The 26,276-nt window shown below is 64.9% G+C and carries 29 protein-coding genes; 6 read left to right on the top strand and 23 right to left on the bottom strand.

Annotation, left to right across the window (positions count from 1 at the left end; translation table 11 throughout):
* Positions 1-5 precede the first annotated feature (5 nt).
* From MF4836_RS17605 to MF4836_RS17590, 4 genes are read right to left on the bottom strand one after another with little or no spacing between them, the layout of a single operon-like run.
* Positions 6-1,055 (bottom strand): dihydroorotate dehydrogenase, encoded by a 1,050-nt coding sequence (locus tag MF4836_RS17605; protein WP_078471337.1) that lies wholly within the window; start codon positions 1,053-1,055, stop codon positions 6-8.
* Between the two features lie 22 nt (positions 1,056-1,077).
* Entirely contained in the window at positions 1,078-2,010 is a 933-nt protein-coding gene (locus tag MF4836_RS17600; protein WP_078471336.1) for a DUF6282 family protein, read from the bottom strand.
* Positions 2,011-2,042: 32 nt separating this feature from the next.
* The gene (locus tag MF4836_RS17595; protein WP_078471335.1) at positions 2,043-2,813 is read right to left on the bottom strand and encodes an HpcH/HpaI aldolase family protein; all 771 of its coding nucleotides are present in this window, start codon (positions 2,811-2,813) and stop codon (positions 2,043-2,045) included.
* On the bottom strand, positions 2,810-3,214 hold the full coding sequence (locus tag MF4836_RS17590) for a cupin domain-containing protein (protein WP_078471334.1): 405 nt from the start codon (positions 3,212-3,214) through the stop codon (positions 2,810-2,812). Before MF4836_RS17590 ends, MF4836_RS17595 begins: the two co-directional genes overlap by 4 nt.
* 264 nt (positions 3,215-3,478) lie before the next feature.
* On the opposite strand from MF4836_RS17590, the gene MF4836_RS17585 reads away from it, so the two are divergent.
* From MF4836_RS17585 to MF4836_RS17570, 4 genes are all read left to right on the top strand, one after another.
* Positions 3,479-4,909: an NAD-dependent succinate-semialdehyde dehydrogenase gene (locus MF4836_RS17585; protein WP_078471333.1), complete on the top strand. Its 1,431-nt coding sequence runs from the start codon at positions 3,479-3,481 to the stop codon at positions 4,907-4,909.
* A 30-nt stretch (positions 4,910-4,939) separates the two neighbouring features.
* A complete protein-coding gene (locus tag MF4836_RS17580) occupies positions 4,940-6,532 on the top strand; it encodes a GMC family oxidoreductase (RefSeq protein WP_078471332.1) in 1,593 nt (530 codons plus the stop codon).
* Positions 6,533-6,591: 59 nt separating this feature from the next.
* Positions 6,592-7,935, top strand: a complete 1,344-nt coding sequence (locus MF4836_RS17575) for an MFS transporter (RefSeq protein ID WP_078471331.1) — start codon at positions 6,592-6,594, stop codon at positions 7,933-7,935.
* A 191-nt stretch (positions 7,936-8,126) separates the two neighbouring features.
* Positions 8,127-8,948: an IclR family transcriptional regulator gene (locus MF4836_RS17570; protein WP_078471330.1), complete on the top strand. Its 822-nt coding sequence runs from the start codon at positions 8,127-8,129 to the stop codon at positions 8,946-8,948.
* Positions 8,949-8,998: 50 nt separating this feature from the next.
* On the opposite strand, the gene MF4836_RS17565 is transcribed toward MF4836_RS17570, so the two are convergent.
* From MF4836_RS17565 to MF4836_RS17545, 5 genes are all read right to left on the bottom strand, one after another.
* On the bottom strand, positions 8,999-9,814 hold the full coding sequence (locus MF4836_RS17565) for an ABC transporter permease (RefSeq protein WP_078471329.1): 816 nt from the start codon (positions 9,812-9,814) through the stop codon (positions 8,999-9,001).
* Complete coding sequence (locus MF4836_RS17560; RefSeq protein WP_078471549.1) at positions 9,814-11,022, bottom strand: ABC transporter permease; 1,209 nt, start codon at positions 11,020-11,022, stop codon at positions 9,814-9,816. Before MF4836_RS17560 ends, MF4836_RS17565 begins: the two co-directional genes overlap by 1 nt.
* A 17-nt stretch (positions 11,023-11,039) precedes the next feature.
* On the bottom strand, positions 11,040-12,086 hold the full coding sequence (locus tag MF4836_RS17555; protein WP_078471328.1) for an ABC transporter substrate-binding protein: 1,047 nt from the start codon (positions 12,084-12,086) through the stop codon (positions 11,040-11,042).
* 90 nt (positions 12,087-12,176) lie between these two features.
* Positions 12,177-13,301: an ABC transporter ATP-binding protein gene (locus MF4836_RS17550; RefSeq protein ID WP_078471327.1), complete on the bottom strand. Its 1,125-nt coding sequence runs from the start codon at positions 13,299-13,301 to the stop codon at positions 12,177-12,179.
* A 47-nt stretch (positions 13,302-13,348) separates the two neighbouring features.
* Complete coding sequence (locus MF4836_RS17545; RefSeq protein ID WP_078471326.1) at positions 13,349-14,719, bottom strand: aminotransferase; 1,371 nt, start codon at positions 14,717-14,719, stop codon at positions 13,349-13,351.
* A 396-nt stretch (positions 14,720-15,115) separates the two neighbouring features.
* Here MF4836_RS17545 and MF4836_RS17540 point away from each other — a divergent pair, with 396 nt between their 5' ends.
* On the top strand, positions 15,116-15,898 hold the full coding sequence (locus MF4836_RS17540; protein WP_020296126.1) for an IclR family transcriptional regulator: 783 nt from the start codon (positions 15,116-15,118) through the stop codon (positions 15,896-15,898).
* Here MF4836_RS17540 and MF4836_RS17535 read toward each other — a convergent pair whose 3' ends face one another.
* The 14 genes from MF4836_RS17535 to MF4836_RS17470 form a co-directional block, all read right to left on the bottom strand.
* Positions 15,899-16,618 (bottom strand): class I SAM-dependent methyltransferase, encoded by a 720-nt coding sequence (locus MF4836_RS17535; protein WP_078471325.1) that lies wholly within the window; start codon positions 16,616-16,618, stop codon positions 15,899-15,901.
* Between the two features lie 137 nt (positions 16,619-16,755).
* Complete coding sequence (locus MF4836_RS17530; RefSeq protein ID WP_078471324.1) at positions 16,756-17,913, bottom strand: glutathionylspermidine synthase family protein; 1,158 nt, start codon at positions 17,911-17,913, stop codon at positions 16,756-16,758.
* A 13-nt stretch (positions 17,914-17,926) separates the two neighbouring features.
* Complete coding sequence (locus tag MF4836_RS17525) at positions 17,927-18,643, bottom strand: DUF1190 domain-containing protein (protein ID WP_078471323.1); 717 nt, start codon at positions 18,641-18,643, stop codon at positions 17,927-17,929.
* Positions 18,644-18,663: 20 nt separating this feature from the next.
* The gene (locus tag MF4836_RS17520; RefSeq protein WP_078471322.1) at positions 18,664-19,092 is read right to left on the bottom strand and encodes a DUF350 domain-containing protein; all 429 of its coding nucleotides are present in this window, start codon (positions 19,090-19,092) and stop codon (positions 18,664-18,666) included.
* 15 nt (positions 19,093-19,107) lie between these two features.
* Complete coding sequence (locus MF4836_RS17515; RefSeq protein WP_078471321.1) at positions 19,108-19,758, bottom strand: DUF2491 family protein; 651 nt, start codon at positions 19,756-19,758, stop codon at positions 19,108-19,110.
* 80 nt (positions 19,759-19,838) lie between these two features.
* Positions 19,839-20,402 (bottom strand): rhomboid family intramembrane serine protease, encoded by a 564-nt coding sequence (locus MF4836_RS17510; protein WP_078471320.1) that lies wholly within the window; start codon positions 20,400-20,402, stop codon positions 19,839-19,841.
* Between the two features lie 78 nt (positions 20,403-20,480).
* A complete protein-coding gene (locus tag MF4836_RS17505; RefSeq protein WP_078471319.1) occupies positions 20,481-21,179 on the bottom strand; it encodes a PspA/IM30 family protein in 699 nt (232 codons plus the stop codon).
* A 25-nt stretch (positions 21,180-21,204) separates the two neighbouring features.
* Positions 21,205-21,894, bottom strand: coding sequence for a YjfI family protein (locus MF4836_RS17500; RefSeq protein WP_078471318.1), 690 nt, complete (start codon positions 21,892-21,894; stop codon positions 21,205-21,207).
* A gap of 113 nt (positions 21,895-22,007) precedes the next feature.
* A complete protein-coding gene (locus MF4836_RS17495; RefSeq protein ID WP_078471317.1) occupies positions 22,008-22,727 on the bottom strand; it encodes an anti-sigma factor in 720 nt (239 codons plus the stop codon).
* The gene (locus MF4836_RS17490) at positions 22,724-23,278 is read right to left on the bottom strand and encodes a sigma-70 family RNA polymerase sigma factor (protein ID WP_078471316.1); all 555 of its coding nucleotides are present in this window, start codon (positions 23,276-23,278) and stop codon (positions 22,724-22,726) included. The genes MF4836_RS17495 and MF4836_RS17490 overlap by 4 nt, the downstream gene beginning before the upstream one ends.
* 108 nt (positions 23,279-23,386) lie before the next feature.
* Positions 23,387-23,929: a DUF3455 domain-containing protein gene (locus tag MF4836_RS17485; protein ID WP_078471315.1), complete on the bottom strand. Its 543-nt coding sequence runs from the start codon at positions 23,927-23,929 to the stop codon at positions 23,387-23,389.
* A 112-nt stretch (positions 23,930-24,041) separates the two neighbouring features.
* Positions 24,042-24,506, bottom strand: a complete 465-nt coding sequence (locus MF4836_RS17480) for a hypothetical protein (RefSeq protein ID WP_078471314.1) — start codon at positions 24,504-24,506, stop codon at positions 24,042-24,044.
* A 19-nt stretch (positions 24,507-24,525) separates the two neighbouring features.
* Positions 24,526-25,017 (bottom strand): GNAT family N-acetyltransferase, encoded by a 492-nt coding sequence (locus MF4836_RS17475; protein WP_078471313.1) that lies wholly within the window; start codon positions 25,015-25,017, stop codon positions 24,526-24,528.
* On the bottom strand, positions 25,017-25,577 hold the full coding sequence (locus MF4836_RS17470) for a GNAT family N-acetyltransferase (RefSeq protein WP_078471312.1): 561 nt from the start codon (positions 25,575-25,577) through the stop codon (positions 25,017-25,019). The genes MF4836_RS17475 and MF4836_RS17470 overlap by 1 nt, the downstream gene beginning before the upstream one ends.
* 111 nt (positions 25,578-25,688) lie before the next feature.
* Between MF4836_RS17470 and MF4836_RS17465 the strand changes: the two genes are divergently transcribed.
* Positions 25,689-26,276 (top strand): LysE family translocator, encoded by a 588-nt coding sequence (locus MF4836_RS17465; protein ID WP_078471311.1) that lies wholly within the window; start codon positions 25,689-25,691, stop codon positions 26,274-26,276.

Raw genomic sequence — 26,276 nt, 5'->3', positions numbered from 1 at the left:
GGCGTTCAGTCGGTGCTCGGGGCGAAACCCTGCCAATAGTCCGGTCGGTCGTCCTGCTGCTGATAGCTTTGCACCTGATCGGCCGCGCGCCCCAGCAGCTCGCCGGCGCTGCAGCCGTGGCGGGTCAGGTAGGCGTCGAGTTCGTCGATGGCCCGGCGCAACACGTCGTAGCCGCCGGTGAACACCGCCGAGGTCAGCTCGGTGGCACAGGCGCCGGCCAGCAGAAAACGCGCCACGTCCAGGCCGCTGCGGGCGCCATTGGTGGCGATCAGCGGGAAGTCGCGGCCCAGTCGCCGGCGGGTCAGCATCAGCCAGCGTGCGGTCAGCGGCAGGGCCCAGCTGCCACCGATCGCGGCCGAGGTGCCGAGCAGGGGACGCTGGCTGTCCAGGTCTGGAATGAAGCCCATGAAGCGCCCCATCATCACCACGCTGTCGGCACCGCCGCGGCGCGCAGCCTCGGCCAGGCCGACCACGTCTTCGCTTTGCCCGGTGAGCTTGATCCACAGCGGCAGGCGCGTGGCCTGGCGGATCCTGGCGACGATCTGCTCGATCCGCGCGCTGCCGCGCTCCAGCACAATCGCGCCTTTGGCGGCTTCTTCGCCGTGGGGTGCACCGATGTTCAGCTCCAGGGCGCGCAGGCCGGCCTGTTCGATCTGCATGGCAAACTGCGCGCAGCGTTCCAGGTCGCCGAGGATCAGGCTCGGGATGACATAGGCGTCCTGCTGGCGGGCCTGTTGATCGAGCCCGACCAGTTCATCCAGCCAGCCGTCGAAGTCTCGCTGGACCAGGCCCGAGCGGCCGAACAGGCTGGCCTCGGGAGGCGGCTGGAAATTCCACGGCAGGCGATTCCACTGGGCATCGAGCAAGGTGTAGTCGGTCTTGTCCAGTTGCTGCTTGGCGGCGGTCGATTCGTTGGTCGACTTGGCGATCACCGCCCCGGCCCCGGTGGCCAGGGCACGCTTGATCGCCGCCGCATTCATGGTGTGTTCCCCGGCGCCACAGATCACCGGGTTCTTCAGGGCCAGGGCCCCGATGTGCGTCGTCAGACGGCTCATGTTCGCTCCTCGAAAGCCCGGCTCAGATGTTCATCAGGCGGGCGGCGTTGAGGGAGGTCATCTTGCGCACGTCGTCGTCGCTGTGGCCCAGGTCGAGGACGCTGGCGATCACGCTGCGAAAGCCGTCGACGATTTTCGGGTTGCCCTGCTGGCCGAGGTCCGAGCCGAGGATGGTCAGGTCCACGGTGCCGGCCTCGATCACCTGGGCCAGAAACTCACCGTCGTAGAATTTGAACTTCGACCCGGGCACCCACATGCACATTGAATGCTCCATGTACACGCCCTCGCTGGCCAGTTGGCGCATGTCGTCCAGGGTCGCGTCGACCACGTAGGTCGGGTGGTTGACCAACAGGCGCTTGACCCCGCGCTTGCGTGCCTCCTCGAACAGCGGCCAGATTTCCCGGATATTCAGGTGCCCGGCAGACAGCACCACGTCTTCGGCGGCGATCAGGTCGAGGATGCCTTTGACCTCTTCGCGCAGCTTGCCGTCGTCGTCCAGCACCGTGAGCGGGATCGGCTGCAGCATGCGCTGGGTGGTCTGGGGGAATTTGTCGACGAACTTCACGTCCTGGTGATGGTGGGCAATGTGGTTGGCCGAAGAAAAGGTCGGCATCCACACCAGCTTGGCGCCGAGTTTCAGGCCGTGTTCCACCGCGTGGATATTCAGCCCGCCCACCGAGTTGTTCAGTGGCACGCCGGACAGCATCTGCACGTTCAGCTCGCTGAAGTGTTTGTTCAGCAGGCTGGTGACGGGCGTGCAGGAGTAGTAGTGGTCCTTGAGCAGCACGGCCTTGAGGCCGGCGGCGGAGGCTTCCTGCATGGCTTCGATATGGTCGCAGTAGCGGGGCATCACCGAGGGGCCGCTGTGGCAATGCAGGTCGATGGCGCCGCGTACCAGGCTGTCGATCCGGGCTTCGCGTTCAGGGTTGTCGAGGGGCTTGAGGGTGGCGTTCATGATCGGGGCACCTGTGGGTAAGGGGGCTGTGTTCAGCGTGCGAATAACGGGCGAAAGGCCTGGGCCTGCGCGGTCCAGCCGGTGCGCAGTAGGGCCTGGTCCGAGCCGAGGATGAAAAAGCTCGCGCCGTGGGCGGCGTAGCGCGGGACGTCTTTGAGGTCGGCGACGAACAGCCCGGCGGCCTTGCCGGCACGCCGCGCCACCTGCAGGGTGTGCAGGGTCGCCTGTTCCACCTCCGGGTGGTCGAGGTCGAAACGGCGCAGGGACACCGCCAGGTCGGCGCGCCCGACAAACAGGCAGTCCACCCCGTCGACAGCGGCAATCTGCTCCAACTGCGACAGGGCGCTGGCGTCCTCGATCTGGCAGATCAGCGCGGCGCGACCGTCGTGAAAGTCCACGTGCCGGGCCAGGGGCAGGGCGCCGTAACCACCGGCGCGGGGCGAGTTGGAAAAACCGCGATTGCCGTCCCGGTAGCGGGTGGCGGCGACGATTTCCCGGGCCTGGTCGGCCTGGGTGATGTGCGGCAACACCAGCCCGGCGGCGCCCAGGTCCAGGGCCTGGAGCAGGGTCCCCGGACGGCTGTCGGGCACGCGCACCAGACCGGCGACCGCCGCGGCCCGGCAGGCCAGCAAGGCGATGTCGAGGCTGCTGCCGGTGAAGGCCGCATGCTCGGCGTCCAGCACCACTGCATCGAGGCCGGCGCCCCCGGCAATCTCAATGCCGGCATGGGCCGGGGTCTTGATGAAACTGCTCAGTAACGGCTCGCCGTCGAGCAACCGCTGACGCCAGGTCAGGCTGCTCATAGGGCACCGGACTCACGGGGCTCAGGGGCGCTGAATTCCGCCGCCTGATACTCCACCAGGTGCTGGTAGTCGTCGCGCAATGGCGAGAACACGTCGAGGTTCATCACCACCTCGTCGCCCAGGGGCTCGGCGTAGTGCACCACGTGGGGCGGGATGCGCAGCATGCTGCCCGGGCCGCCTTCGACCACTTCGTCACCCAGGTGAAAACGCACCCGGCCCTGCACGATGATCACCAGTTGCTCGAAGGTGTGGCTGTGGGGGAACACGTCCATCCCCGGGGTCAGCCAATTCATTACGCAAAGGGTGTCGTCGCCGCGGAAGCCGACACGCTCGACCCCCTTGCGCACGGTTTCGCGGGGCAGGTCATTCCAGTTGTGCAGCAGGGCCTGGGCCAGGTTCATGGTGCATCTCCTCAGTCTTCGGGGCAGCGCAGGCGGGCTGTCCGATTTTGTTTTTGTTTCTTTCTGAAGAATAGTGTTTCTTCTGTCGATAAAAGCTACTCCCGAAAAACCAGCCCCGTCAACTGCCCGCCAATAACTTTTAAAGCCCAATGCAATGACTTGACAGGGGCAAAAGCTGCGCCCTAGGATTGTGTCATTCAAAAAAACAACGTTTCGCACAGAAGAATACAAGGCGAAACCTTTCCAGCAGCGCGAGGAGCCACGATGCGTGTTATCCAATCCATCCTGATCGACGGCCACTGGTCCAGCGGCAGCCATGAACAACAAGGGGCCGTGTTCAACCCGGCCACGGGCGAGCAGATCGCCAGCCTGGGTTTCGCCAGCCCGGCGGACCTCGACCTGGCCCTGGCCGCGGCCGCCAGGGGCTTTGAGGTCTGGCGCAAGACATCGGCCTATGAGCGTTCGAAAATCCTGCGCCGGGCCGCCGACCTGGTGCGCGAGCGCTCCCAGGCCATTGCCGAACTGATCACCCTGGAACAAGGCAAGCCCCTGGCCGAAGCACAGATGGAGGCCTTTGGTGCCGGCGACCATATCGACTGGTACGCCGAAGAAGGGCGCCGGGCCTATGGGCGGGTGATTCCGCCGCGCCAGCGCGGTGCCCGGCAGATCGTGCTGCGCGAGCCGATCGGCCCGGTGGCGGCCTTCAGTCCGTGGAATTTCCCGGTCAGCCAACTGGTGCGCAAGATTGCCGGTGCCCTGGCTGCCGGGTGCTCGATCATCGCCAAGGGGCCGGAAGAAACCCCTTCGTCCTGTATCGAACTGTGCCGGGCGTTCCAGGATGCCGGGGTGCCGCCCGGGGTGTTGAACCTGGTGTTTGGGGTGCCGGCGCAGATTTCCGAGTACCTGATCCACTCGCCGGTGATCCGCAAGATCTCTTTCACCGGTTCGGTGCCGGTGGGGCGTGCCCTCGGTGCCCTGGCCGGGCAGCAGCTCAAGCGTTGCACCCTGGAGCTGGGCGGGCATGCGCCGTTCATTGTCTGCGACGACGTGGATGTCGAGGCCGTGGCGGCCTTGGGCGCCGGCTTGAAGTTCCGCAATGCCGGGCAGATCTGCGCCTCGCCGACCCGCTTTTTTGTCCAGCGCAGTGTCTATCCGCAGTTTGTCAGCGCCTTCAGCAAGGCTGGCGCGGCCTTGAGGGTGGGCGCCGGCCACCTGGCCGACAGCCAGATGGGGCCCCTGGCCAATCCGCGTCGGGTGGCGGCAATGCAGGCCTATGTCGACGATGCCCTGGCCGTGGGCGCAACCCTGGCCGCAGGTGGGCGCCCGTCCGAGGCGCCGGGTTTCTACTTTGCGCCCACGGTGTTGACGGATGTGCCGGACAACGCCCGGGTGATGCACGAAGAACCCTTTGGCCCAATTGCCTCGATCGTGCCGTTCGATGACCTGCAACAGGTGATCGACCAGGCCAACGCCTTGCCCTTCGGCCTTGCAGCCTTTGCCTTCACCCGCTCGATCGCCCGCGCCACCCTGCTTGCCGACGAGCTGCAAAGCGGCATGGTCTCGATCAACCACTTCGGCATCGCCGCGCCGGAAACCCCCTTCGGCGGGATCAAGGACAGTGGTTATGGCAGCGAGGGCGGTAGCGAAGGCCTGGACGCCTACCTGACCACCAAGTTCGTCAGCCAGGTCGGCTGAGGCTGTTCGCGACGTATCAGGAGTGTTGCCATGGACACCCATGACTTTATCGTCATCGGCGCGGGCTCGGCCGGTTGCGCGCTGGCGGCCCGGCTGGTGCAGGCCGGCAAGCGCGTGCTGTTGCTGGAGGCCGGCCCGGCGGACAACCATCCGTACATCCACATCCCGGGGACCTTTGTCCGGATCCACGGCACGTGCCGCACCTGGATGTACAAGACCGAGGCCGAGCCCTTCGTCAACGGACGTCAGGTCTACATTCCCCAGGGGCGAACCCTGGGCGGTGGCAGCTCGGTCAACGCGATGATCTATATCCGTGGCCAGGCCGAGGACTATGAGCAGTGGCGCGACGCCGGGTGCCCGGGTTGGGGCTGGCAGGATGTGTTGCCGGTGTTTCGCCGCTCCGAGGCCAATGCCCGACTGGGCGGCGAGTTGCACGGCCAGGGCGGGCCCTTGAAGGTCAGCGACCCGCGCCATCGCCACCCCTTGAGCGAGGCGTTCGTCAGCGCCGCGCAGCAGGCCGGGGTGCCGCTGAGTCAGGATTTCAATGGGGCGCGGCAGGAGGGGGTGGGGTTCTATCAGACCACCACCGCCGACGGGCGCCGGGCCAGTTCCGCCGCGACCTATTTGCGCGGGGTGCGCCACAGCCCGCTGCTCAAGGTGCTGACCGGGATGCACGTCACCCGCTTGCTGCTGGAGGGGCGACGCGTGGTGGGCGTCGAAGCCCGCAGCCAGGCGGGAGCCTTGCAGCGTTTTGCCTGCAACGCAGAGGTCATCCTCAGTGCCGGGGCCATTGCCTCGCCGAAAATCCTCCTGCTGTCGGGCATCGGTCCGTTGCAGCATTTGCACGACATGGGCATCTCGCCGGTGCTCGACCTGGACGGCGTGGGGCGCAACTTCCAGGACCACTTGAGCGCCTCGGTCTACGGCCAGACCCGTGAGCCCATCAGCCTGCTGGGCCATGACAAAGGGCTCAAGGCGCTGAATCACGGCTGGCAGTACCTGACCCGGCGCCAGGGCCTGCTGGCGTCCAACGTGGTGGAGAGCGGCGGCTTCGTCGACACCCGTGGCTGTGGCCGGCCCGACGTGCAATACCACGTGGTGCCGGCCCTGGTCGGGGATGTCGATCGCTTGCCGCCGGCGGGCCACGGCATCTCGGTCAACCCCTGTGCGCTGCGCCCAAAATCCCGGGGCCGGCTGCTGTTGCGCAGCCGCGATCCGTTCGACCCGGTGTCACTGCGGGCCAATTACCTCAGCGACCCGGATGACATGCTGACCCTGATTGCCGGGGTCAGGCTGGCGCAGAAGATCATGCGCGCGCCGGCCCTGGCGCGCCTGCTCAGCGGCCCGTTGCTGCTGGCCGATCGCGACGATTTGCCGGAGCAGGACTACGCCGACTATGTGCGCAGCGTGGCCAAGACCGTGTTCCACCCGGCAGGCACTTGCAAGATGGGCAGCGACGCGCAGGCGGTAGTCGCTGCCGATCTGCGGGTGCGCGGCATCGACGGCCTGCGGGTCGCCGATGCCTCGGTGATGCCGAGCATCGTCAGCGGCAACACCAATGCGCCGAGCATCATGATCGGCGAGCGCTGCGCCGACTTTATCCTGCAGCGCCCAGCCGCCTGATTCCCCGGGATGCCGGGGCGCGGCAGCGATTCTCTACAACAACAATAAAGAGAGCCTCGATGAACCTACTTTCGCGTAGCACCTTCGACAACGAGCCCGACTGGCGGCTGTACAACAGGATTGCCTGGCGCATCCTGCCGTTTCTGTTTGTGTTGTACGTGGTGGCGTTTCTCGACCGGGTCAATGTGGGGTTCGCCAAGTTGCAGATGGCCGCCGACATCGGCCTCAGCGATCTGGCGTTCGGCTTTGGCGCCGGGGTGTTTTTCATCGGCTACTGCCTGTGCGAGATCCCCAGCAACATGCTTCTGCAAAAGCTCGGTGCACGGTTCTGGATCGCACGGATCATGGTGGTGTGGGGGCTGCTGTCGATCTCCATGATGTTTATCCAGACCCCCACCGCCTTCTACGTGCTGCGCTTTTTGCTGGGCATGGCCGAGGCCGGGTTCTACCCCGGGGTGGTGCTGTACATGACCTACTGGTTCCCGTCCTGCGCGCGTTCCCAGGGCATGGCCTATTTCAATCTGGGTATTGCCATGGCCGGGGTGCTGGGCAGCCCGCTGTCGGGCTGGATCATGCAGAACTTTGCCGGCGACCTGGGGCTGGCCGGCTGGCAATGGCTGTTTTTGCTGGAGGGCTTGCCGGCGGTGATCCTGGGGTTTGTGGTGTTCTTCTACCTGGATAACGGGCCCGGCCAGGTCAAGTGGCTGAGCCCGGCGCAAAACCTGCGGGTCCAGGAGCAATTGCGTGAAGAGCGCCAGCGCAACCAGGGCCAGGGGGCCGACCACCGTTTTCGCGCGGCCTTCGTCAACAAGGGCATCTGGTGCCTGATCGTCACCAACTTCACCTTGCTCTGCGGCACCTACGGCGTGTCGTTCTGGATGCCGCAGATCGTCAGGAACCTGGGGGTGCAGAGCCTGTTCGATACCGGCCTGATCGCGGCGATTCCGTTTGCCGTGGCCTCGGTGTGCATGATTGTGGTCAGCAAGCATTCGGACAAGACCCGCGAACGGCGCTGGCACGGCACCCTGTGCGTGGTGGCGTCGGCCTGCGGACTGATCTTCAGCGGGTTGTTCCATGACAACGCCTACCTGTCCCTGGCCGGGTTGAGCCTGGCGATGGCCGGTGGTTTGTCGGCGTTCTGCGTGCTGTGGGCGCTGCCCGGGGTCTTGCTGACCGGCACCGCCGCTGCGGCGGGGATCGCCCTGATCGCCACCGTCGGCAACCTCGGCGGTTATGCCAGCCCGTTCATGATGGGCTGGGTCAAGGACAGCACCGGGCACCTGGAGTACGGCCTGTATGTGTTGGCGGCCATTACCCTGCTGGGGGCGGTGAGCATGTTCGCCGTGCCGCAGTTACGAGGCGGGGCACGGCTGGCGCCAGGGGGCAGGGCACTCAAAGTCTGAATCGACGGCGTCGGCCAGGCCACACCCGGAGCGCGTTTTCCCCAGGGAAACCGCGCTCCGGGTGTTGTGCGTTGTGCAATCAGCTGTTTCTTCAGGCGATACAATCGGCAAGAATAGCGAAATGCTTTTTCGGCGAAGAGCGGCGCAGGAACGGGGTTCCTGCCCCCATGCGACACAAATAGAGGTGAACAGTGAAGGCAGAAGATAAGGATGGCAAGGAAGGCACCAGCAGTGGCCCGGTGCTGCTGGAGTCGGTGGAAATGGTGTTCCGCCTGCTCGACGAACTGACCGCTGCCCGGCGTCCGCTGGGTGTGACCGAACTGGCGCAGCTGTTGCAGACCGCCAAGCCGCGCACCTATCGTCACCTGGCCTCGATGCGCCAACTGGGGATTCTGGAACAGGACCCCAGCACTGAAAAATACCTCCTGGGTTCACGCCTGGTGGCCTACGGCGAGGCGGCCAGCGAGCAGTTTGACCTGCGGGCCCTGGCCGATCCTTACCTGACCCGGATCCGTGACAACACCGGGCAGAGCGCGCTGCTGGCGGTGGCCACCCATGATTCGGCGCTGGTGGTGTCCTGTGTGGAGTCCAAGGCCAATGTGTGCATCTCGGTCAAGCCGGGCAACCGCGTCTTGCCCTACTGCTCGGCCCAGGGCCGCACGGTGCTGGCGTTTTCCGATGCGGCGACCCAGCAGCGGGTAATGCGGCGCAAGATGCCGCGCCTGACCGAGAACACCATGTGCGACCCCGAGGCGCTGGCCGAGCGCCTGGCGCTGATTCGCGAGCGGCTGTACGACGATGCCGACGGCGAAATCACCGTCGGCATCAATGCCCTGTGCTGTCCGTTGTTTCGCGAGAATGACGTGATTGTCGGCACCATCGGCATCGTCGGCCCCAGCTCGGCGATCCCGGTGCCGCCCCCGGCCAATATGCTCAAGGAATTGCAGGCCGCCGCCGCAGAAATCAGCGAACGCCTGCACGCCGCGACCTACACCCGCAAACCGGCGCGCTAGGCCCGAGGTTCCAGGCTCCTACAGACCGGGCCTGGAACCGGGGCCGGGCTTCAGGCGGGGTCTTTTGCGGGTTGGCTCAGGCGCCGCGACAGCATCAGCAGCAAGGTGGCGAACAGCACCATGATGGTCGCCGCCGCCAGCAACACCGGGCTCAGGGATTCGCGGGCCGTGGTGAACATTTCCCGGGGCAGGGTGCGCTGGTCGGGGCCGGCCAGGAACAGGGTGACCACCACCTCATCCAGGGACGTGGCGAAGGCGAACAACCCGCCGGAAATCAGCCCGGGGGCAATCAGTGGCAGGGTGATCTTGCGCAAGCAGATCCAGGGTGTTGCGCCCATGCTGGCCGCTGCCCAGAGCAGGCGCTGGTTGAGCCCGACCAGTGCCGAGCCGACGTTGATCACCACGAAGGGCACGGCCAGGGTGGTGTGGGCCAGGACCAGGCCGGTAAAGGTCCGGGTCAGGCCCAGGCTGGCAAACACGAAGTACATCCCAACCCCGACAATCACGGCCGGCACGATCATCGGCGCAATCAATAGCACCTCGATAAACCGTCGCCCCGGCAGCCGTTCATGGCTCAGCCCGAGGGCCGCGAGGCCGCCGAGCACCACCGCGAGCAAGGTGCTGAGGCAGGCGATGGCAAAGCTGTTGAACAACGCCCCCAGCCATTGGCTGGAACCGAAGAACGCCTCGTACCAATGCAGGGTCAGGCCGCTGATGGGCAGCGACATATAGCGGCTGTCGCTGAACGACAGGGGCAGCACGATCAGGATCGGCAGCACCAGGAAAGCCAGCACCAGCCAGCCGCTCAGGGACAGGCTGAAAAAGCCGAACACGCTCAGGGCGCCGGCGTTAGGGTTCTTGACCATCAGTGTCTCCCCTGGGAGCGGCCACGGGCGAGCCGGGCCTGGATCAGATAGAGCAGGGTGGTGACCGTCAGCAGGACGATGCCCAGTGCGGACGCCAGGCCCCAGTTCAAGGTGCCAGTGGTGAATTGGGCGATGTAGTAGCTGATCATCTGGTCGCCGGGGCCGCCGATCAGCGCCGGGGTGATGTAAAAGCCCAGGGTCACGATAAACACCATCAGCGCGCCCGCCGCCAGGCCCGGCAGGACCTGGGGCAGGTACACCCGGAAGAAGGTGAACAACGGCCGTGCGCCCATGGAATAAGCGGCCTGGACCAGCAGCCGGTTGCTCGACTGCATGGCTGCCAGCAACGGAAACACCATGAACGGCAGCATCACGTGGACCAGCGCCAGGATCACCCCGAAGCGGTTGTACAGCAGGCGCAGCGGGCTATCGATCAACCCCAGGTACAGCAACGAGGTATTGACCACGCCCTGGTCCTGCAACAGCACCATCCAGGCCGTGGTGCGCACCAGAATCGAGGTCCAGAACGGCAGCAGGATCAACAGCAGCAACAGGTTGCGCGTGCGCGGCGTGCGCCGGTCGAGGTAGGCGCACAGCGGGAATGCCAGCAGCACGCAGATCAGCGTGGTGGCCGCGGCAATGGCGAAGGTGCGCAGCAGTATCGAGCGGTACAGGCCTTCTTCACCCTTGCCGACGATGCCCTGGTTGTAGTCGTGCTTGAGGTCCAGCGCTGACAGCAAGTGGTAACTGCCGACCGGTCCGCTGGCGCGCTTGAAGCTTTGCCAGGTTTCGTTTTCCAGCCAGCGCGGGTCAAGGGCCGCGAACCCCTGGGCGCTGCCATCCAGGCTGGCGGCGCCGCGCTTGGCGGTGGCGAGCATGGCGCGCAACTGCGGTGCCTCATAGGACAGACGGCGGGCGAGCCCCGCCAGGTCCTTGGCCGACACCTGTTGCAGGTCGGCACTGAACGGGCGCAGCAGGCGCTCATCAGGCGCCGAGCGGCCATCCCATTGCTTGAGCGCCAGGGCGGTTTGCGGCAGTGCGTCGGGCAGCTCGCTGTCGGCCACGCCCCGCCACAGCAGAGTGGCGATCGGGCCGACGAAGGTCAGCAGTAAAAACAGCACCAGGGGCGCGAGCAGGGCATAGGCGCGCCACAGCGCGCGATGATTTCTGCGTGCCACGACCGGCAGTGCAACAGCGAAGGTGGTCATCTCGAGGCCTCGGATAGTTACTTGGCCGACCAGGCGGTCCACTTGGCATTCAACTCATCGACCCGGTCGACCCAGAACTTGTCGTCGATCTGCAGCACGTTGGCGCTGTTCTGCGGCGCGCTGGGCATGTCCGCGAGGACCTTGGGGTCAACCTGGGCGATGCCCTTGATCGTGGTAATACCGGTCGGTTGCAGGGCCGGCCAGAGCTTTTGCTGGTCGGGGTTGCCCATCTCCTTGAGCAGGCCGTAGGCGGCTTCCGGGTTCGGCGAATTGCGCAGGATCACCCAGCTGTCCATGGTCTGCAGCGACTGGTTCCACACCAGGCCAAAGGGCTTGTGATCCTGGTTGATGGCATTGGTCACCCGGCCGTTGTACGAGGTGGTCATCGCCACTTCACCGGAGGCCAGCAGCTGCATGGGCTGGCCGCCGGATTTCCAGAACAGCAACTGATCCTTGATCTGGTCCAGCTTGGCGAAGGCGCGGCTGACCCCGGCCGGGGTGTTGAGCACTTTGTAGACCTCGGCCACCGGCACGCCGTCGGCCATCAGGGCGATTTCCAGATTGCCCTTGGGGCCCTGGCGCAGTGCGCGTTTGCCCGGGTACTTCTTCAGGTCGAAGAAGTCGCCCCAGCCCTGGGGTGTGCCGGCCAGTTTCGACTTGTCATAACCCAGGACGAAGTTGTAGACCGCGGCGCCGACCCCGCACTCGCTGATCGCCGAGGGGATGTAGGTGTCCTTGCCGCCGATGCGCGCAAAGTCCAGGGGCAGGAACAGGTCCTCGCTGCACCCCAGTTGCAGGTCTTCGCCCTCGACCTGGACCACGTCCCAGCCGCTGTCCGGGCCTTCGGCCTTGGTCCGCAGGATGCCGATGCCGCTGTCCCAGGAGTCTTCCTGGACCTTGTTGCCCGAGGCCTTGGCGTAGGGCGCAAAAAAGATCTGCCGTTGCACGTCCTGGTAGCTGCCGCCCCAGGACACCACGGTCAGGTCGCGGGCCTGTGCGGCGGCTGAGACCAGGCCGAGGCAAAGCAGGGTGGAACAGGTGAAAAGCGATCTGCGGTTGAACATGATTTGACTCCAGAGCTGGTTTTTAATCGTTCTTGTGGCAGCAATAGAAAGGCGTGATGCAGCTGTTTGTTGTTATGCAAGGCCGGTGTTTCAGGGCAGGATCAGCGCGTGCTCCCGTGGCAGCGCCAGCCCGACGCGCTCGCCCGGCAGGGGCAGGGCGCGCTGCAGGCTGCCGGGGTTGAGCTTGAGCATCAGCGGTGCGCCGCTGGGCAGGACCAGGTGCAAGCTGCAATGGGCGCCGTGGAAGATGCTGTCCACCAACTGCGCGTGCAGCGCCGGTTCGCCGGGGTTGGCCAGGCGCACGTTTTCCGGGCGAATCGCCAGGGCGGCCGGGTCGCCGACCGCCAGGGTCGCGCTGGCGTACGGCACTTCGTGCAGCGAGCCGTCTTCCTTGAGGCGGATACCCGCGCTGCCGTTGCCCAGGTGGCTGATCCGGCCCTCGAGGAGGTTGGTCTCACCCAGGAAGTTGGCCACGAAACGGCTGCTGGGGCGGTTGTAGATCGCTTCCGGCCTGTCGATCTGGGCGATTTTGCCTTCATGGAACACCGCGACCCGGTCGGACAGGGTCATGGCTTCGTCCTGGTCATGGGTGACGTAGACAAAGGTGATGCCGAGCTGGCGATGGATGCTCTTGAGCTCCAGTTGCATGCGTTCGCGCAGGGCCTTGTCCAGGGCGCCCAGGGGTTCGTCCATCAGCAACATGCGCGGGCGATAGACCAGGGCCCGGGCCAGCGCCACCCGTTGCTGCTGCCCGCCCGACAACTGAGCCGGGCTGCGCGAGGCAAAACCGCCCAGTTGCGCCAGCTCCAGGGCTTCGCCGACGCGCTGGGTGCGTTCTGCGGCCGGAACATTGCGCAGGTTGAGGGGGAAGGCCACGTTCTGTTCCACGGTCATGTGCGGAAACAGGGCGTAACTCTGGAACACCACGCCCATGTCGCGCTTGTAGGCCGGCAGTCGGCTGATGTCCTGGCCATCCATGAGGATCCGCCCGCGATCCGGTGCGTCGAAGCCGGCCAGCATCATCAGCGTGGTGGTCTTGCCCGAGCCGCTGGGGCCCAGCAGCGAGAGGAATTCGCCCTGGGCAATCTGCAGGTTCAGGTCGTTGACCACCCAGCTGCGCTCGTCGTAGGTCTTGTGCACGTTTTCAAAGCGCACCAGGGCCGTATCGCCCGTTGCGGGGGCTGCCGTCGAGGCCTGGGGGGACGCTGCGTTCATGGGCTCGGCTCGTTGTCTGATGGGTTCTTTGAGCAAGGGCGCGGCGCTCATTGCGCCAGCTCCGCGTACACCTCGTCCAGGGACTCGGCGACGGCCGTGAGGATGACCTCGACCTGGGCCGCGTCGATGATCAGCGGTGGCGCCATGACCAGGGTGTCGCCCAGAGCTCGCAGCAGCACACCGCGCCGTTGCAGGGCTTCGGCGACCCGGGCCGCGACTTTGAGGTGCGCGGGGAAGGGTTCGCGGCTGTCCTTGTCGGCGACGAACTCCAGGGCCGCCATCAGGCCGATGCCGCGGGCTTCACCGATCAACGGATGGTCGGCAAAGGCCCGGACGCCCGCCTGGAACCGCGGCGCCACGGCGGCGACATTGCCCAGGATGTCCAGCTCGTCGTACAGGGCCAGGGTTTCCAGGGCCACCGCCGCCGCCACCGGGTGGCCGCCGTAGGTGTAGCCATGGCCGAAGCCGCCCAGGACGTTGCTCTGGTCGGCAATGGCCTGGTAGATCGTGTCGCTGATCAGTAAAGCAGAAATGGGTTGGAAGGCCGCCGACAGGCCCTTGGCGCAGGTCAGCATGTCCGGTTTCAGGCCCATGGCCTGGGAGCCCCAATAGTGCCCGGTACGGCCGAAGCCGCAGATCACCTCGTCGGCCACCAGCAGGATGTCGTACTTGCGCAGCACGGCCTGGATCTTGGCGAAGTAACCGGTGGGCGGGACGATGACGCCCCCGGTGCCCATCACCGGTTCGGCGAAGAACGCGCCGATGGTTTCCGGGCCGTGCTCGAGGATGGTCTGTTCCAGCTCGGCGGCCAGGCGCGTACTGAAGGCTTCTTCGCTCTCCCCGGGCTGGCCCTGGCGATACAGGTGCGGGCAGCGCACGTGGATCACATCGGCCAGCGGGTCGCCCCAGCCTTTATGCATGTTCGGCAGGCCGGTAAGGCTGGCGGCGGCCAGCGTGGTGCCGTGGTAGCCGCGCTGGCGGGCGATCAGCCTGTGCTTCTGCGGCTGGCCGATGGCCGTGTGGTAATAGCGCACCAGCTTGATCGCGCTGTCGATGGCTTCCGAGCCCGAGCTCTGGAAGATCACTTTGCTCAAGGTCGAGGGCGCCCGCTCGATCAGCGCGGTGGCCAGGTCAATCACCGGTTGGGTGGTGCGGTGAGCGAAGGTCTGCTGGTAGGGCAGGGTCAATAACTGCTGGTAGGCGGCCTGGGCCAGGCGCGGCTGGCTGAAACCCAGGGTCGCGCACCACAGGCCCGACATCCCTTCGATAAAGCGTTGGCCTTGGGTATCGAATACGTAGATCCCCTCGCCACGCTCCATGACCAGGGGGCCGACCTGTTCGTGCAGTCGCAGGTTGGTCTGGGGGTGCAGGTGGTGGGCGATGTCCTTGCGGGCAAGGGCTGAATCGAGCGCCGTCATAATCTGTTCCTCGTGCATGAATCGTAAGCGTATGCGTGACGTGGTTTCATATTTACGAGGATTTATACTGAGCGTCAAACGATATTTTATTTCTTACAGGAAAATACTGTTTCTCTGAGTGAGCATTTTTTTGGTTTTCTTTGATAGCGGTTGCAGCCGAGTTTTGGCTTTTTCAATCAGATCAATGGCTTATTTCATTGGCTGGCCGCGTTGCGCCTGCCCAGGTTAGGCGTTGGCTTCAACCGTTCGCGGGCTTGGCCGGCAATCTCTTGCTTTTCAGCCTGTGGCGTGAGAAATAACCGAGATCAAGAAACGTGCGTACCGCCTGGCGAAACGAATCAGGTTGCAGGAAACTTGCCAGCAAGGGCCACCACACGACTTTTTCAGGGAGCGGTAATGAGCGACGAAACAGGCAAGGGCGGAGTGCGCTCCGTGCAATTGGCGCTGGACGTGCTGGAGCAGGTTGCTGCGGCATCGGGCGAGATCGGCGTCAGTGAGCTGGCGCTGAAGCTGTCCACCACCAAGGGCTCGGTGTTCCGGCACCTGAAAACCCTGGTGGAACGCGGTTACTTGAGCCAGAACCCGGCGACTTCGCGCTACCGCCTGGGGATTCGCGCCTATGTCCTGGGTCAGGCAGCGGCCTCGGGCATCGATCTGCTGAGTGCCTCGGCCGATGCAATGCGTGATTTGCGCGAGGAGCTGGGGCTGTCGGTGGTGCTGTCGGTGCTCGAAGGCGGGCGCCTGACGGTGGTCACCACCAGCCTGGGCAAAGCGTCGCTGGAGATCGGCGTGCGCCCGGGCACCGAGTTGTCCATGCACTGCAATGCCCAGGGCAAGCTGGCACTGGCGCACTCGGACAAGTTGCTGGCGCAGTTGGTCCATGGCGCGCCGTTGCAGCGCTTTACCGAGCACACGGTGGTGGAGGTCGCCGAGCTCCAGCGCCAGGTGCACGAAGCCCGGGCCCGGGGCTATGCGCTGGCCATCGAGGAAGAGACCCTGGGTATCTGCGCCCTGGCGGCGCCGATCTTTGGTGCCACCCATGAGCTGACCGGAACCCTGGCGCTGGTCGGCACCTTGCAGCACATTCCCCGGGTGCCGCCCGCGCCTTATGTTGAAGCTGTGCGCCGGGCGGCCCTGAGGATTTCCTGGAACCTGGGCTACAAGGGCGCGCTCGGCTGATCAGTCGACGTTGCGTTCGGCCAGCCAGGCGCCCCAGAACAGGCTCGAGAAAAACCGCGTCGGCGCACCGAAGCCGGCGTCAGCCAGCAGTTGCGCGATGGCCGCTTCCGAGGCTGGTGGGTCGGCACCCTGGAGGATTTTGCCAAGCTTGGCCTGCACCTGCTCGGCGCTGGCCCCCTGTTGCCGCCAGCGCTGGCCCCAGGCCGCGAGCAGCAGGGGGTGGCTGGCGTAGGGTTGCTGGTTGCCGGCCAGAATCAACGGCGCCCCCGGTTTCAGGCGCTGAGCGAGCTGGGCGAGGATCTTCTGTTTCGCGGCTTCACCCGGCAGGTGATGGAGGACCCCGACCAGCGTCGCGGCGTCATAGGCTTCGCCCTCGGCCAAGTCGTCGAGGGTGCCCAGGTGCACGTCGGTGCGTTCCAGCAAGTCACGGGCCTGGAGTTGGCTGACGGCAAGTTCGAGCATCGCCGCCGACGGGTCGACGGCACAGAACTGCCACAACGGCTCCAGCGCCGCGCAAGCCAGAATCTCCTGGGCGGTGCCGCCAGCCCCCACCACCAGGATCCGCGCCGGTTGCCCGGATCCCAGATGCGCCGCCAGCATGCACGCCAGCAGGTCATGGCAGGCGTCGTAACCAGCCAGGGCGATGCGGCTCTGTTGGGCGTATTCATCGGCGCGCGAGGCGTCGAACTTGTCCACGGACGGATTGGGCGAGTTGGGCATGTCAGCTCCTTGGGTTCAGGTGCTGCTTACCTTAAATGCCCTATTAGGATAAATGAAATTCATGTTTCGACTGGGATGCATTCCTGGCTGGAATGCCTGCTCCGGGCGGAGCAGGGAAGGCAAAAGGGCGAGTTGCGTCAGTCGAGAATCAGGTGCGGCAGGAAGCGGCTGGAGTCCTTGGTGATCAGGCTGTTGTCTTCACGCACGCCAATGCCAGCGGCCTGGTCGCCAATCACCCAGGAGCCGATCAGGGTGTAGCTGTCATCAAAACGCGGCAGCGGGGCCAGGGCCTGGAGGATAAAGGGCGCGTCGGTGTAAGGCCCGTCTTCCTTGACCACCTGATCGTCGGCGGTGCGCAGTTCGATATTGGCCCCCTCGCGGGAGAAGAACGGCTTGCGCACCCAGCCCTTGGGCACCGCACTGTTGGGGTGCGGGTCGAGGTAGCTTTCCAGCAGGTTCGGGTGGCCCTGGTTGAACTCCCAAAGCAGCGGCAGGATGCCCTTGTTGGAGATGATCGCCTTCCAGGCCGGCTCGAAGAACTGCGTGTCGCACTGGGCGATGGCGGCGCCGAAGGGTTCGTGGAAGATGAACTCCCAGGCATGCAGCTTGAACAGGTGCGGGATCCAGCGTTCTTCCAGGTCGACGAAGCGTCCTTCGGCGTTGAGGCCGATGTCTTCGATGTCGATATGGCGCGATTCGATGCCGACCTGTTCCGCCACCAGCCGCAGGTAGTCGGTGGTGGCCTTGTCTTCCACCGACTCTTTCATCGAGGCGAAGTAGAACGGGCGCTTGATCCCCAGCTGGGCGAAGGCCTGGTGCAGGCGGGTGTCGATGCTGTTGAACTGGTCGGCATGCCGCGGCAGCAGGCCACGCTCGATATTCTGCTCCAGCCAGCCCCACTGGAACGCGGCGGTTTCATAGAGGCTGGTGGGGGTGTCGTAGTTCAGCTCCAGCAGCTTGGCCGGTCCCGTGCCGGCATAGGAAAAGTCCAGGCGGCCGTACAGGTGCGGGTGGCCTTCGAGCCAGGAGTTGCACACCAGGTCGTGAAACGCCGGCGGGATGCTCAGGCGTTCCAGCAACTCTTCGCTGCGCGCCACCTTGTTCGCCAGGTCCATGCACATTTCATGGATCTCGGTGGTCGGGTCCTCAAGGTCGTTTTCGATCTGCTTGAGGCTGAACTGATAGTAGGCACTCTCGTCCCAATAGGCTTCGCCATCGATGGTATGGAACATGAAGCCGAGCTTTTCTGCGGTCTGCCGCCAGTCCGGGCGTTCCTTGAAGGGGATCTTCTGCATCGCCGTAGTTTCCTTAGCTGCTGGAGCGCCCCGAGCTTTTGCTCGATCCGCCCCAACCGCTGCGGGCGCTGGCCTGGCTGCCGAAACCGCCGCGCGAGGTGGAGGAGGCGACGGAGATCGGCCGCGTGTTCTTGAAGCTGTTGCCCATCTGCGCCTGGCGCGACCGGCTGAAGGTCGAGCCGGAGTCGATGCGTTGATTCAGCGTCGAGTTGGCGTAACCGCCGCGGTCGTCGCGGTAGCGGTACACCGGTTCGGAGTAGTAGCTGCGATTGCCGCCGCTGAGCATATTGCCGATCAGCAGCCCGGTCAGCAGGCCGTTGGTCGAGCCGCCGGAACCGCCGGAGTTGCCCGAGTTGCCGGCGTCCATGCCCGCAGCCTTGGCCCGGTCGAGGTCGGCCTGGGTGAAGGTGCCGTCGGCGGAGATCTGGAAGCCGCCGAGTTTGGGGATGAACTTGCCGTTGGACTCCTGCTGGCACCAGTTCTCGACGAAATCGGCGTCGCAATCGGCCTGGTTGTCATACAGCGGCGCGCGGCTGCGGTGTTCGGCCATGGCCTTGATATAGGCGTCGGAGCAGATGTCGACCGGGAGCTTGCCGTCGACGCATTCCTGCACCGACTGGAAGTTGAATTTCTGTTGCACGGAAATGGTATCCGGCTCGGAGTTGCAGCCGGAAATCGCCAGGGCCACCGAGGTCGCCAGGGACAGCTGAACGTATTGACTTCGTTTCATCACGGACTCCGTTCAGGCCATCAGTTCTGGGAAGGGGTCATGCAGGCGGCATTGAGCAGGCCGACGCTGATGGCCACTGCTGCCACGTAGATGCCGGCGGCGACTTCACCCCGGCGGATGCGTTCCGAGGTGCCCTTGAGCACCAGGCTGGTCATGAAGAAAGCGAGCATCTGCACCACGGCGGCGATCAGCGCCCAGACCACGAAGTCCAGCAGGCTGATGGAGTAGGCGATGACATTGCTGGCCGGAATCGCGAAGCCGATGATCGCGCCACCCAGGGCAATGGCGGCGGCGACGTTGCCTTCGCGGATCAGCTCGAATTCCTTGTGCGGCGTCAGGCGGGTGTAGACGAACTGGAACAGGCCGAACAGCACCGCGGCGCCGAGGATGTAGGTGACAAAGCCGATCACGGCGAATTTGTTCAGGGAAATCGAAAGTGCTTCAAGCATGGGCCTGGTCCTTGGTCAGAGAGGTTGCAAGTCGGTCATGTACAGCGAGATGCCGAGGGAAGTGCTGAGGCTGATGCTGCCTTCGGCGTCTTCTTCCACGGAAAACAGCAGGAACTCGCGGCGATCGGTGAGGCCGGTGTCCCGCGCATAGAGCATGGAGCGGTGTTCGACGACGTAGGACTGATCCGGGTTGCTGACCCGTTCGCTGAAGGCCACCAGTTCGGTCTGACCGGCTTCGGTGCCCCATTCGCGACTGTATTCGGCGCCGTCATGGCTGTAGCCGGGCAGCCCGATCAGGCTGTTGGGGCCGGCCAGGCGGCGCAACTCGGCTTCGCTGCTGATGGTCACGTAGCTCAGGTAGTTGAACAGGATCACCGATTCGACCTGGCCGTCGACCGCGCCGCTGGTGTGGATCTGCAGCCAGTAGTCTTCGTCGTTCATGTAAAAGCGCGACAGCCAGTTGGACTGGCCGAGGTCGACCACGCCCTGGCTCCAGATCTGCTGGGTGTCGGGAATCACCACCGCGCTCTTGCCGTCGAGCAGCAGCTTGAGGGTTGGGTCGAAGCTGACGGCCAGCCCTTGGGCCAGGCCCAGGGGACCGACGGCGGGCAGGCTCGCCTGGGCTTTCGGGGCTTCAAAACCGAGGAATTGTTTAAACCATCCCATTGCTGATGTCCTTGAGGCGAGTGGGGCGATGCAACGCTCAGCGCTGCCGGGCATGGCGCGCGGCAAGTGTGAGCGAGGGGTTACCGGGGCGCATTAGACATCGCCCGCGGGCGCGAGAAAAGGCTTTTCGCGGCGACGAAGCCGGCGAAGGCACCGGCGATATGCCCTTCGAAGGACACGCCGGCGCGGGGGATAAAGCCGAAAATCAGCCCCGAATACAGGAACATCACCACGCTGGCGGCCAGCAGGCTGCCCCAGCTGCGCAGGAACCAGGCACGGGCCAGGATGTAGGCCCACAAACCGAAGACCCAGCCGCTGGCGCCCACGTGGATGCCCCTGAAACCGAACAGCCAGACCAGGGCGCCGCCGAGCAGGATGATGGTCAGGCTGACGCTGACAAAGCGCTTCAGGCCTTCGGTCATCACCAGGGCACCCAGCAGCAGGAAGGGCACCAGGTTGGCCGCCAGATGGCCGAATGAACCGTGCAGGAAGGGCGACAGGACAATCCCCGGCAAACCCTGCAGGGTACGGGGGATCAGGCCGAAAATATTCAGGCTATAGCCAAGGGCGCTGTTGAGCACCTGTACCGCCAGCATCAGCAACGCCAGCCCGGCCAGCGTCTTGAAGCCTTTCACTGCATCCATCCTGGCCCTCCTGAAGGCCGTTATGCCAAGACCTATAGCCGCTGCCGAAGACTCGGGCAGCGGCTATAGGTGGGCTGATTACTCGGCCGACTGTTTTTTCAGACGGTCGAGAATCGCGTTGGCGCTGCCCTGGTTGGGGATGATGTTGGCTTCCTGCAGGCGGCGCTCCAGGTCGTTGCCATTGGCGGAATCGGCCAATTCTTCATGGGCTTCGAGCTCGGCGGCGCGCTGGTCCTGTTTGGCTTGCAGGCGGCTCAGGGTGCCGACTGCGGTTTCCAGCTTGCCATTGGCCCCGCCGCTGGCGATGGAGGCACTGACCTGGGCTTTCTGCACGCTTTCCCGGGCCTTGGCCATGTCCACTTGCTGGCGCAGGCTCTTGATCCGGGCTTCGGCCTTGGCAATGTCCTTGCGCATCTTCTCGGCATAGGTGCCGAATTCGGCAGACTGCTTCTGCTCGGCGTCGAGGCTGGTGGTCAGGCCGGAGATGGCTTCAGCCACTTCCAGGGCCAGGTCTTCGCGGTTGGCCTGCAAGGCGGCCATGGCCTTGGATTCCAGGTCGGCGATCTTGGCGTTGTACTCGGCAACGCGCTCGGACGACAGCTTGTGCTTGGCCATGATGGTCACCAGCTCGCGCTTGGCGTTGGCCAGGGCGCTGTCGGCGTCGCGGATTTCCTGATCGAGGATACGCAGGGCCTGTTGGTCGGCAATGGCTTCGCCGACTTCGTTGGCGCCGCCGCGCAGGGCAGTAAAGAGTTTGTTCCAGATGGACTGAGTCATGGTGAAGGCTCCAGGTTCGGGAAAATCAGTTGAAGAAGCTTTCGAAGGCTTCAGTGGCGCGTTGTACGTTGTCGATCAGGGTGCGCACTTCGGTCACCACGTTGGTCAGGTTGGAACCCGAGCTCAGCGCGCCGAACATGTTGTAGACCGTCTGGCCATTGGGCATCGACTCGATGCCGATCGACGACAGCGGGAACATTTCCCGGCTGCGCAGCACGGCGTCGTTGAAGCGGACCACGTCGTTGATCGATTCCAGATCCACCAGCACGGTGTCGACGATGATCTGCTCGCCCACCACCGCGATGTAAATCGGCAGGCCGCCGTATTCGTTCATCTGCAACTTGATGCTCTGCTCGGAGCCTTGCATCAGGGTCAGGGTGATTTCCCGCGAGGTCACCTCATCGAGTGCCTGCAAGGCGCTGAAGAGACGATCGATGGACCAGTTTTCACCTGCAATCATGTTGTTCTCCAATACCGGTGAGCCAGCCATCAGCGGCTGGCGCAGCTTCTTCTCGAGTTCCTTGAGCACGCTGCGGTTTTCCGGCAGCACCCAAGTTTCGTGTTTCACATAACCCGCGGCGCTGAGGCCGGCACGCATCTGCTTCATATAGAAGCTGGATGGTTTCTTGCTGGAGGCCTTTGCGGGCTCTCCTGGTCGGCTCTCTGAATCCGCCGTTGAATCGTCGGGCGGGCTTGCGGGGAGGCGGGTTTTCATTGGGGTGTCTCCGTGTCTCAGGTATCACGCGTGAGAACACTACAGATCAATTCGCTGATTCTCAATAGCTCACGCGTGAGATTTTGTTACGGCGAGAAATACCCGTTCGCGGCCTAGATGACTTTCACTGCGCGGCCAATGAATTGCACCGGGCCTGTGGGTTTGCCGATGGCTGAGCCGGTGCTTTGTTCCAGGGTCAGCTCGAACAACTGGTTGGCTTCCAGAGGGGGCAGTTTGTCCAGGGGCACGTGCAGGGTCTGCCCGGGCTTGACCAGGCCCAGGGAAACCGGGCCTTGCCAGTCGTCGCCCTTGGTCCAGAATTCCAGGGCCTTGTCCGCCGGAACTTGGGCAATTCCCAGGGGGATCAGCTGGATTTCCCGTGGGTTGCTGGCCTGGACCACCCAGCCGGGGGCCTGGTTTTGCGGTGCCACCAGCACCACCAGGTAGGTCGGTGTGCTGACCGGCACGGCCCGGGTCAATAGCAGGCTGCCCAGAATCAGGCTGACGGCCAGCCCGGTCGCCGCCAGCCCGCGCCACAGCGGGAGTAGATTCCACCAGGCGGATACCGAGGCGCGGGGAGGGGCGTGTGATCGGGGTTGGCTGTCGCCGAGGCTGCGTTCGATCCGGCTCCACAAATGCGCCGAAGGGGGGTGCGGCGCGGCCAGTTGGGTCAAGGGATGCAGGCGCTGTTCCCAGGCATCCACCGCAGCGCGCAGCCGCGGTTCGCTGGCCAGACGACGTTGCAGGGCGTCGCGCTGTTCGCCCTCCAGGGTACCCAGCACGTATTCGCCGGCCAGTTGCTCCAGGGTGTCGTCTGTCGGCTCGCGGTTCATCCCATGCACTCCCGCAGTGCCGTGAGGCTGCGCTTGATCCAGGCTTTGACGGTGCCCAACGGGGTGCCCAGCTTGTGTGAAATCTGCGCGTGGGAGTAACCGTCGACATAGGCCTTGAGAATGCACTCGCGGCGCGCCGGTTCCAGTTGCTCCAGGCAGTGCAGGATGCGCCCGCCCTGGGCCAGCTGTTCGCCGTGGGGCTCGGCCGGCCACTCATGCAAGGCGTGCAGGGCCTCGGCTGCGGCCTCGTCGACCTGCACTTCGCGGCCCTGGCGCCGCAGGAAATTCAATGCCAGGTGCCGGGTGATGCTGAAGATCCAGCCCCGGGCGTCGCCGCGCAGCGGATCGAAGCTGGCGGCGCCGGTCCAGATCTTGAGGAAAGCGTCGTGCACGATGTCTTCGGCCAGCGCGGTATCGTGCACCAGGCGCCTGGCCACGCCCAGCAGGCGCGGGCCTTCCTGCTGGTACAACGCCTGCAGCGCCTGACGCTCGCCGCGGGCGCAGGCGGCGAGGCTGGCTTCATAGTCGAACAGCGTCTCGGGCAAGGACACAGGTTTTGGCCGTCTACAGGTGGTCAGCGCCCCAGCCGGGTGGCCGGGGCTCGCGAAAGGCAGCGTAGACGAGTTCAGGTCCGGCCATTTCGCTGTTTGTGTTACCGCTTATTTGGCGGCCCAGAAAATATAGTCAGCCTGGTATTGCACCTGCTCGCGCTGGCCCTTGTTGGCGCTGGTGCAGGCCGCGCTCGGCGCCACGCCACCCTTGAGCGCCACCCGCTGGACATAGCTGACGCCGGTCATGGCGCCCTTGCCGTCGGCCGGGTTGGCCTTGACCAGTTGATAGGGCAGGTTGCCTGCGCTGGAGGGGGCGACCGCCACCTGGGTGCCGGTGATTGTCGAGCCGTCCTTGGCCTGCCAGGTGGCGGGAGGGCCAAAGTAGCTGCCGACCGGCTTGCCGCTGCGATCATTGAGCACCGCCTTGGGACCGACGAAAAACCATTCGGTCTGGCCGGCGGCGTTGTCCTTGTCCCGGCATTCATAGGTGATCTCGCCGACGCCGACGGTTTCCAGGGCGATGGTGTGCCCGGCAGGCACCCGCACGCTTTCCGGCAGCTCGGTCTCGGCCTGGGCGGCGGGCATCGCCAGGAGCCAGGCGCTGGCGGCAAGGGGAGTGGCGACAAGGCTGAACAAGTGTTTGGCATTCATGGGTAGCGCTCCAGAAAGGGGGGGGTAGCCGGGCAGCATCAGGGGGCTGCTGTCTGTACTACCCGCCAGGCGGCGATCTGGATGCAGGGTGCGGAAAATAAATATCCGGGCCTTAACGGCCGCTCGCATCAGGCGCCGGCAAGTCCCGCGCGCAGTGCCGCAGGCGCGCCGCCTCGTCCGCTTGCAGCACCCGCTCGGCCGGGGTCAGGGTCCGTTCGGCATAGACCCGGCTGACAAACAGGATGGCATCGTTGCCGTCCGGCTCGGTGGGGTAGTCCGGGTGGGCGCTGATTTGCCCGAGCAGCGCCTGGGTCACCGGCAGTACATGAAAGTGCACGCTGAAGCCCTTGGAGAACCCCAGTTTGTAGAACACCACCTTGACGGGCGCGTATTGCGCCTGCAGCAGGCTCTCGGTCCAGGCCAGTGCCGGGCCGAGGGCGAGCAGCGCCTGGGGCGCGAGGTCAACGATGTCGCTGGCCTCGGCGACCGAGGAAACGATCAAACTGCCCGGATAGCGGGCGTCACGGCGATAACTGACCTGCCAGTGTTCGCTCGACAGGATGTGCAGCGGGTCCATGCAGAAGGCTCTCTTTCGTCTAGGGGTGATTGAAACTGTACAGGGTGCAGGGGTAGCCATCGGCGCTGATGGCTTGGCAATCGAAGGTACCACCGCTGAGGGTGGGCATGACCCTGGCCCAGAACATCCGTGCCGGCTGGTTGGCGTCGATATGGACGATTTGCCAGGCGCCCGGCAGTTGCTCGAGCAATCGGGCGCTGACCGCGCGCCCCAGGCCCTGGCCGCGAAACCTGTGGCTGATAAACAGGTAGCCCAGGTTGTAGCGGGTGCTCGCCGCGTGCACCCGGTCATCGACGCAGGCCATCCCGGCCAGCTCGCCGTCGACACGGATCAGCCATGGGCGGGTATGGGGCGAGCGCCAGTAGTCGTCCTGGGACTGGATCTCGTACAGGCCGTGGCGCCCGAGTTTGAGGGGCAGCCAGGCGCTGAGTTCATAAAGGTAGAACTGCAACAGATGGTCGAGGATATCCAGTTCGTCGCGCTGGGCCGGGCAGAGTTCGAAGGCCGGCATCAGGCGCCACCGGGCCGTGGGTGGTGGGCGAGGTAGTCCTCGGCGTCCAGGCGATACAGCAGGCTGGGCGCGAGGTCGGGGAAATCCTCGAGTTCGCCGTACAGGCTCAGCCCCAGGCGTTCCAGGGCGCGCCGCGAAGGCAGGTTGTCGGGGCGCACCAGGCCGATTACGGCCGGGCGTTGCAGGCGGTGGAACGCCAGTTCCAGGGCGGCGGTCGCCATCTCGTTGGCATAGCCCTGGCCCCAGGCGGGCACCGCCAGGCGAAAGTACAGGTTGAGCCCGGTGCGTTCGCCAAAGCGCGAATCCATGATCCCGCCAAACCCCAGGATCTCTTCAGGGCGTTCACGCCGGCACAGCGCCCAGTAACCAAACCCCTGTTGTCGCCAGTGTTCGATCCAGCCCTGCACCTTGTCCCGACAGGCGTCGCGGCTGGCTGCGCCATTGGGGTTGAAGCGGTTGGTTTCGGGGTCGCCATGGATCGAATGGACCGCATCCAGGTCGGCCAGGGTCGGCATGCGCAACAGCAGGCGTGGGGTGTACAGCGGCGGGACGGGGCGCATCGGCTTATTCCATGGGCGCGGCTTGGGGCCGGGGGCAGTTTTCTTCAATACAGGGGGCGGGCCGGGCATCTACCGTGCTGGCCAGACATTGTGATGGGGAGAAGGTAGGTGATGAGCGTTATATTTTCCATGGCGGCCTTTGCCCTGGCCTGTTCGATTACCCCCGGCCCGGTGAATATCGTGGCCTTGAGTGCAGGTGCCCGGTTCGGTTTGCGGGCCAGCCTGCGGCATGTGACCGGCGCGACCCTGGGCTTCATTCTGTTGCTGGTGCTGATCGGCCTGGGGCTGCATGAGCTGTTGTTGCGCTGGCCGTGGCTGACCCGGGGGATCCAGCTGTTTGGCGTGGGCTTTTTGCTGTTCATGGCCTACAAGCTGGCGCGGGACAGTGGCCAGATCGACACCCAGGGCAACGGTCGGGCGCCGTCGATGCTGTATGGCGCGCTGATGCAGTGGCTCAATCCCAAGGCCTGGCTGGCCTGCGTGGCCGGGATGGGGGCCTTTGCCGCCAATGGCGAGGCTCGGCTGGTGTGGCTGTTTGCGGCGGTGTACCTGGTGATCTGCTACCTGTCGGTGGCCTGCTGGGCCTACGCCGGCACCTTCTTGCGCCAGTACCTGGAACACCCCGGGGGCGTGCGCCGTTTCAACCGCAGCATGGCTGCATTGCTGGTGCTGAGTGCCGGCTACCTGCTGCTGCCCTGA

Source organism: Pseudomonas sp. MF4836 (genome assembly GCF_002018875.1).
In the GTDB taxonomy this organism is placed as follows: Bacteria; Pseudomonadota; Gammaproteobacteria; order Pseudomonadales; family Pseudomonadaceae; genus Aquipseudomonas.
This window is presented reverse-complemented; position numbering and strand designations above follow the sequence as displayed.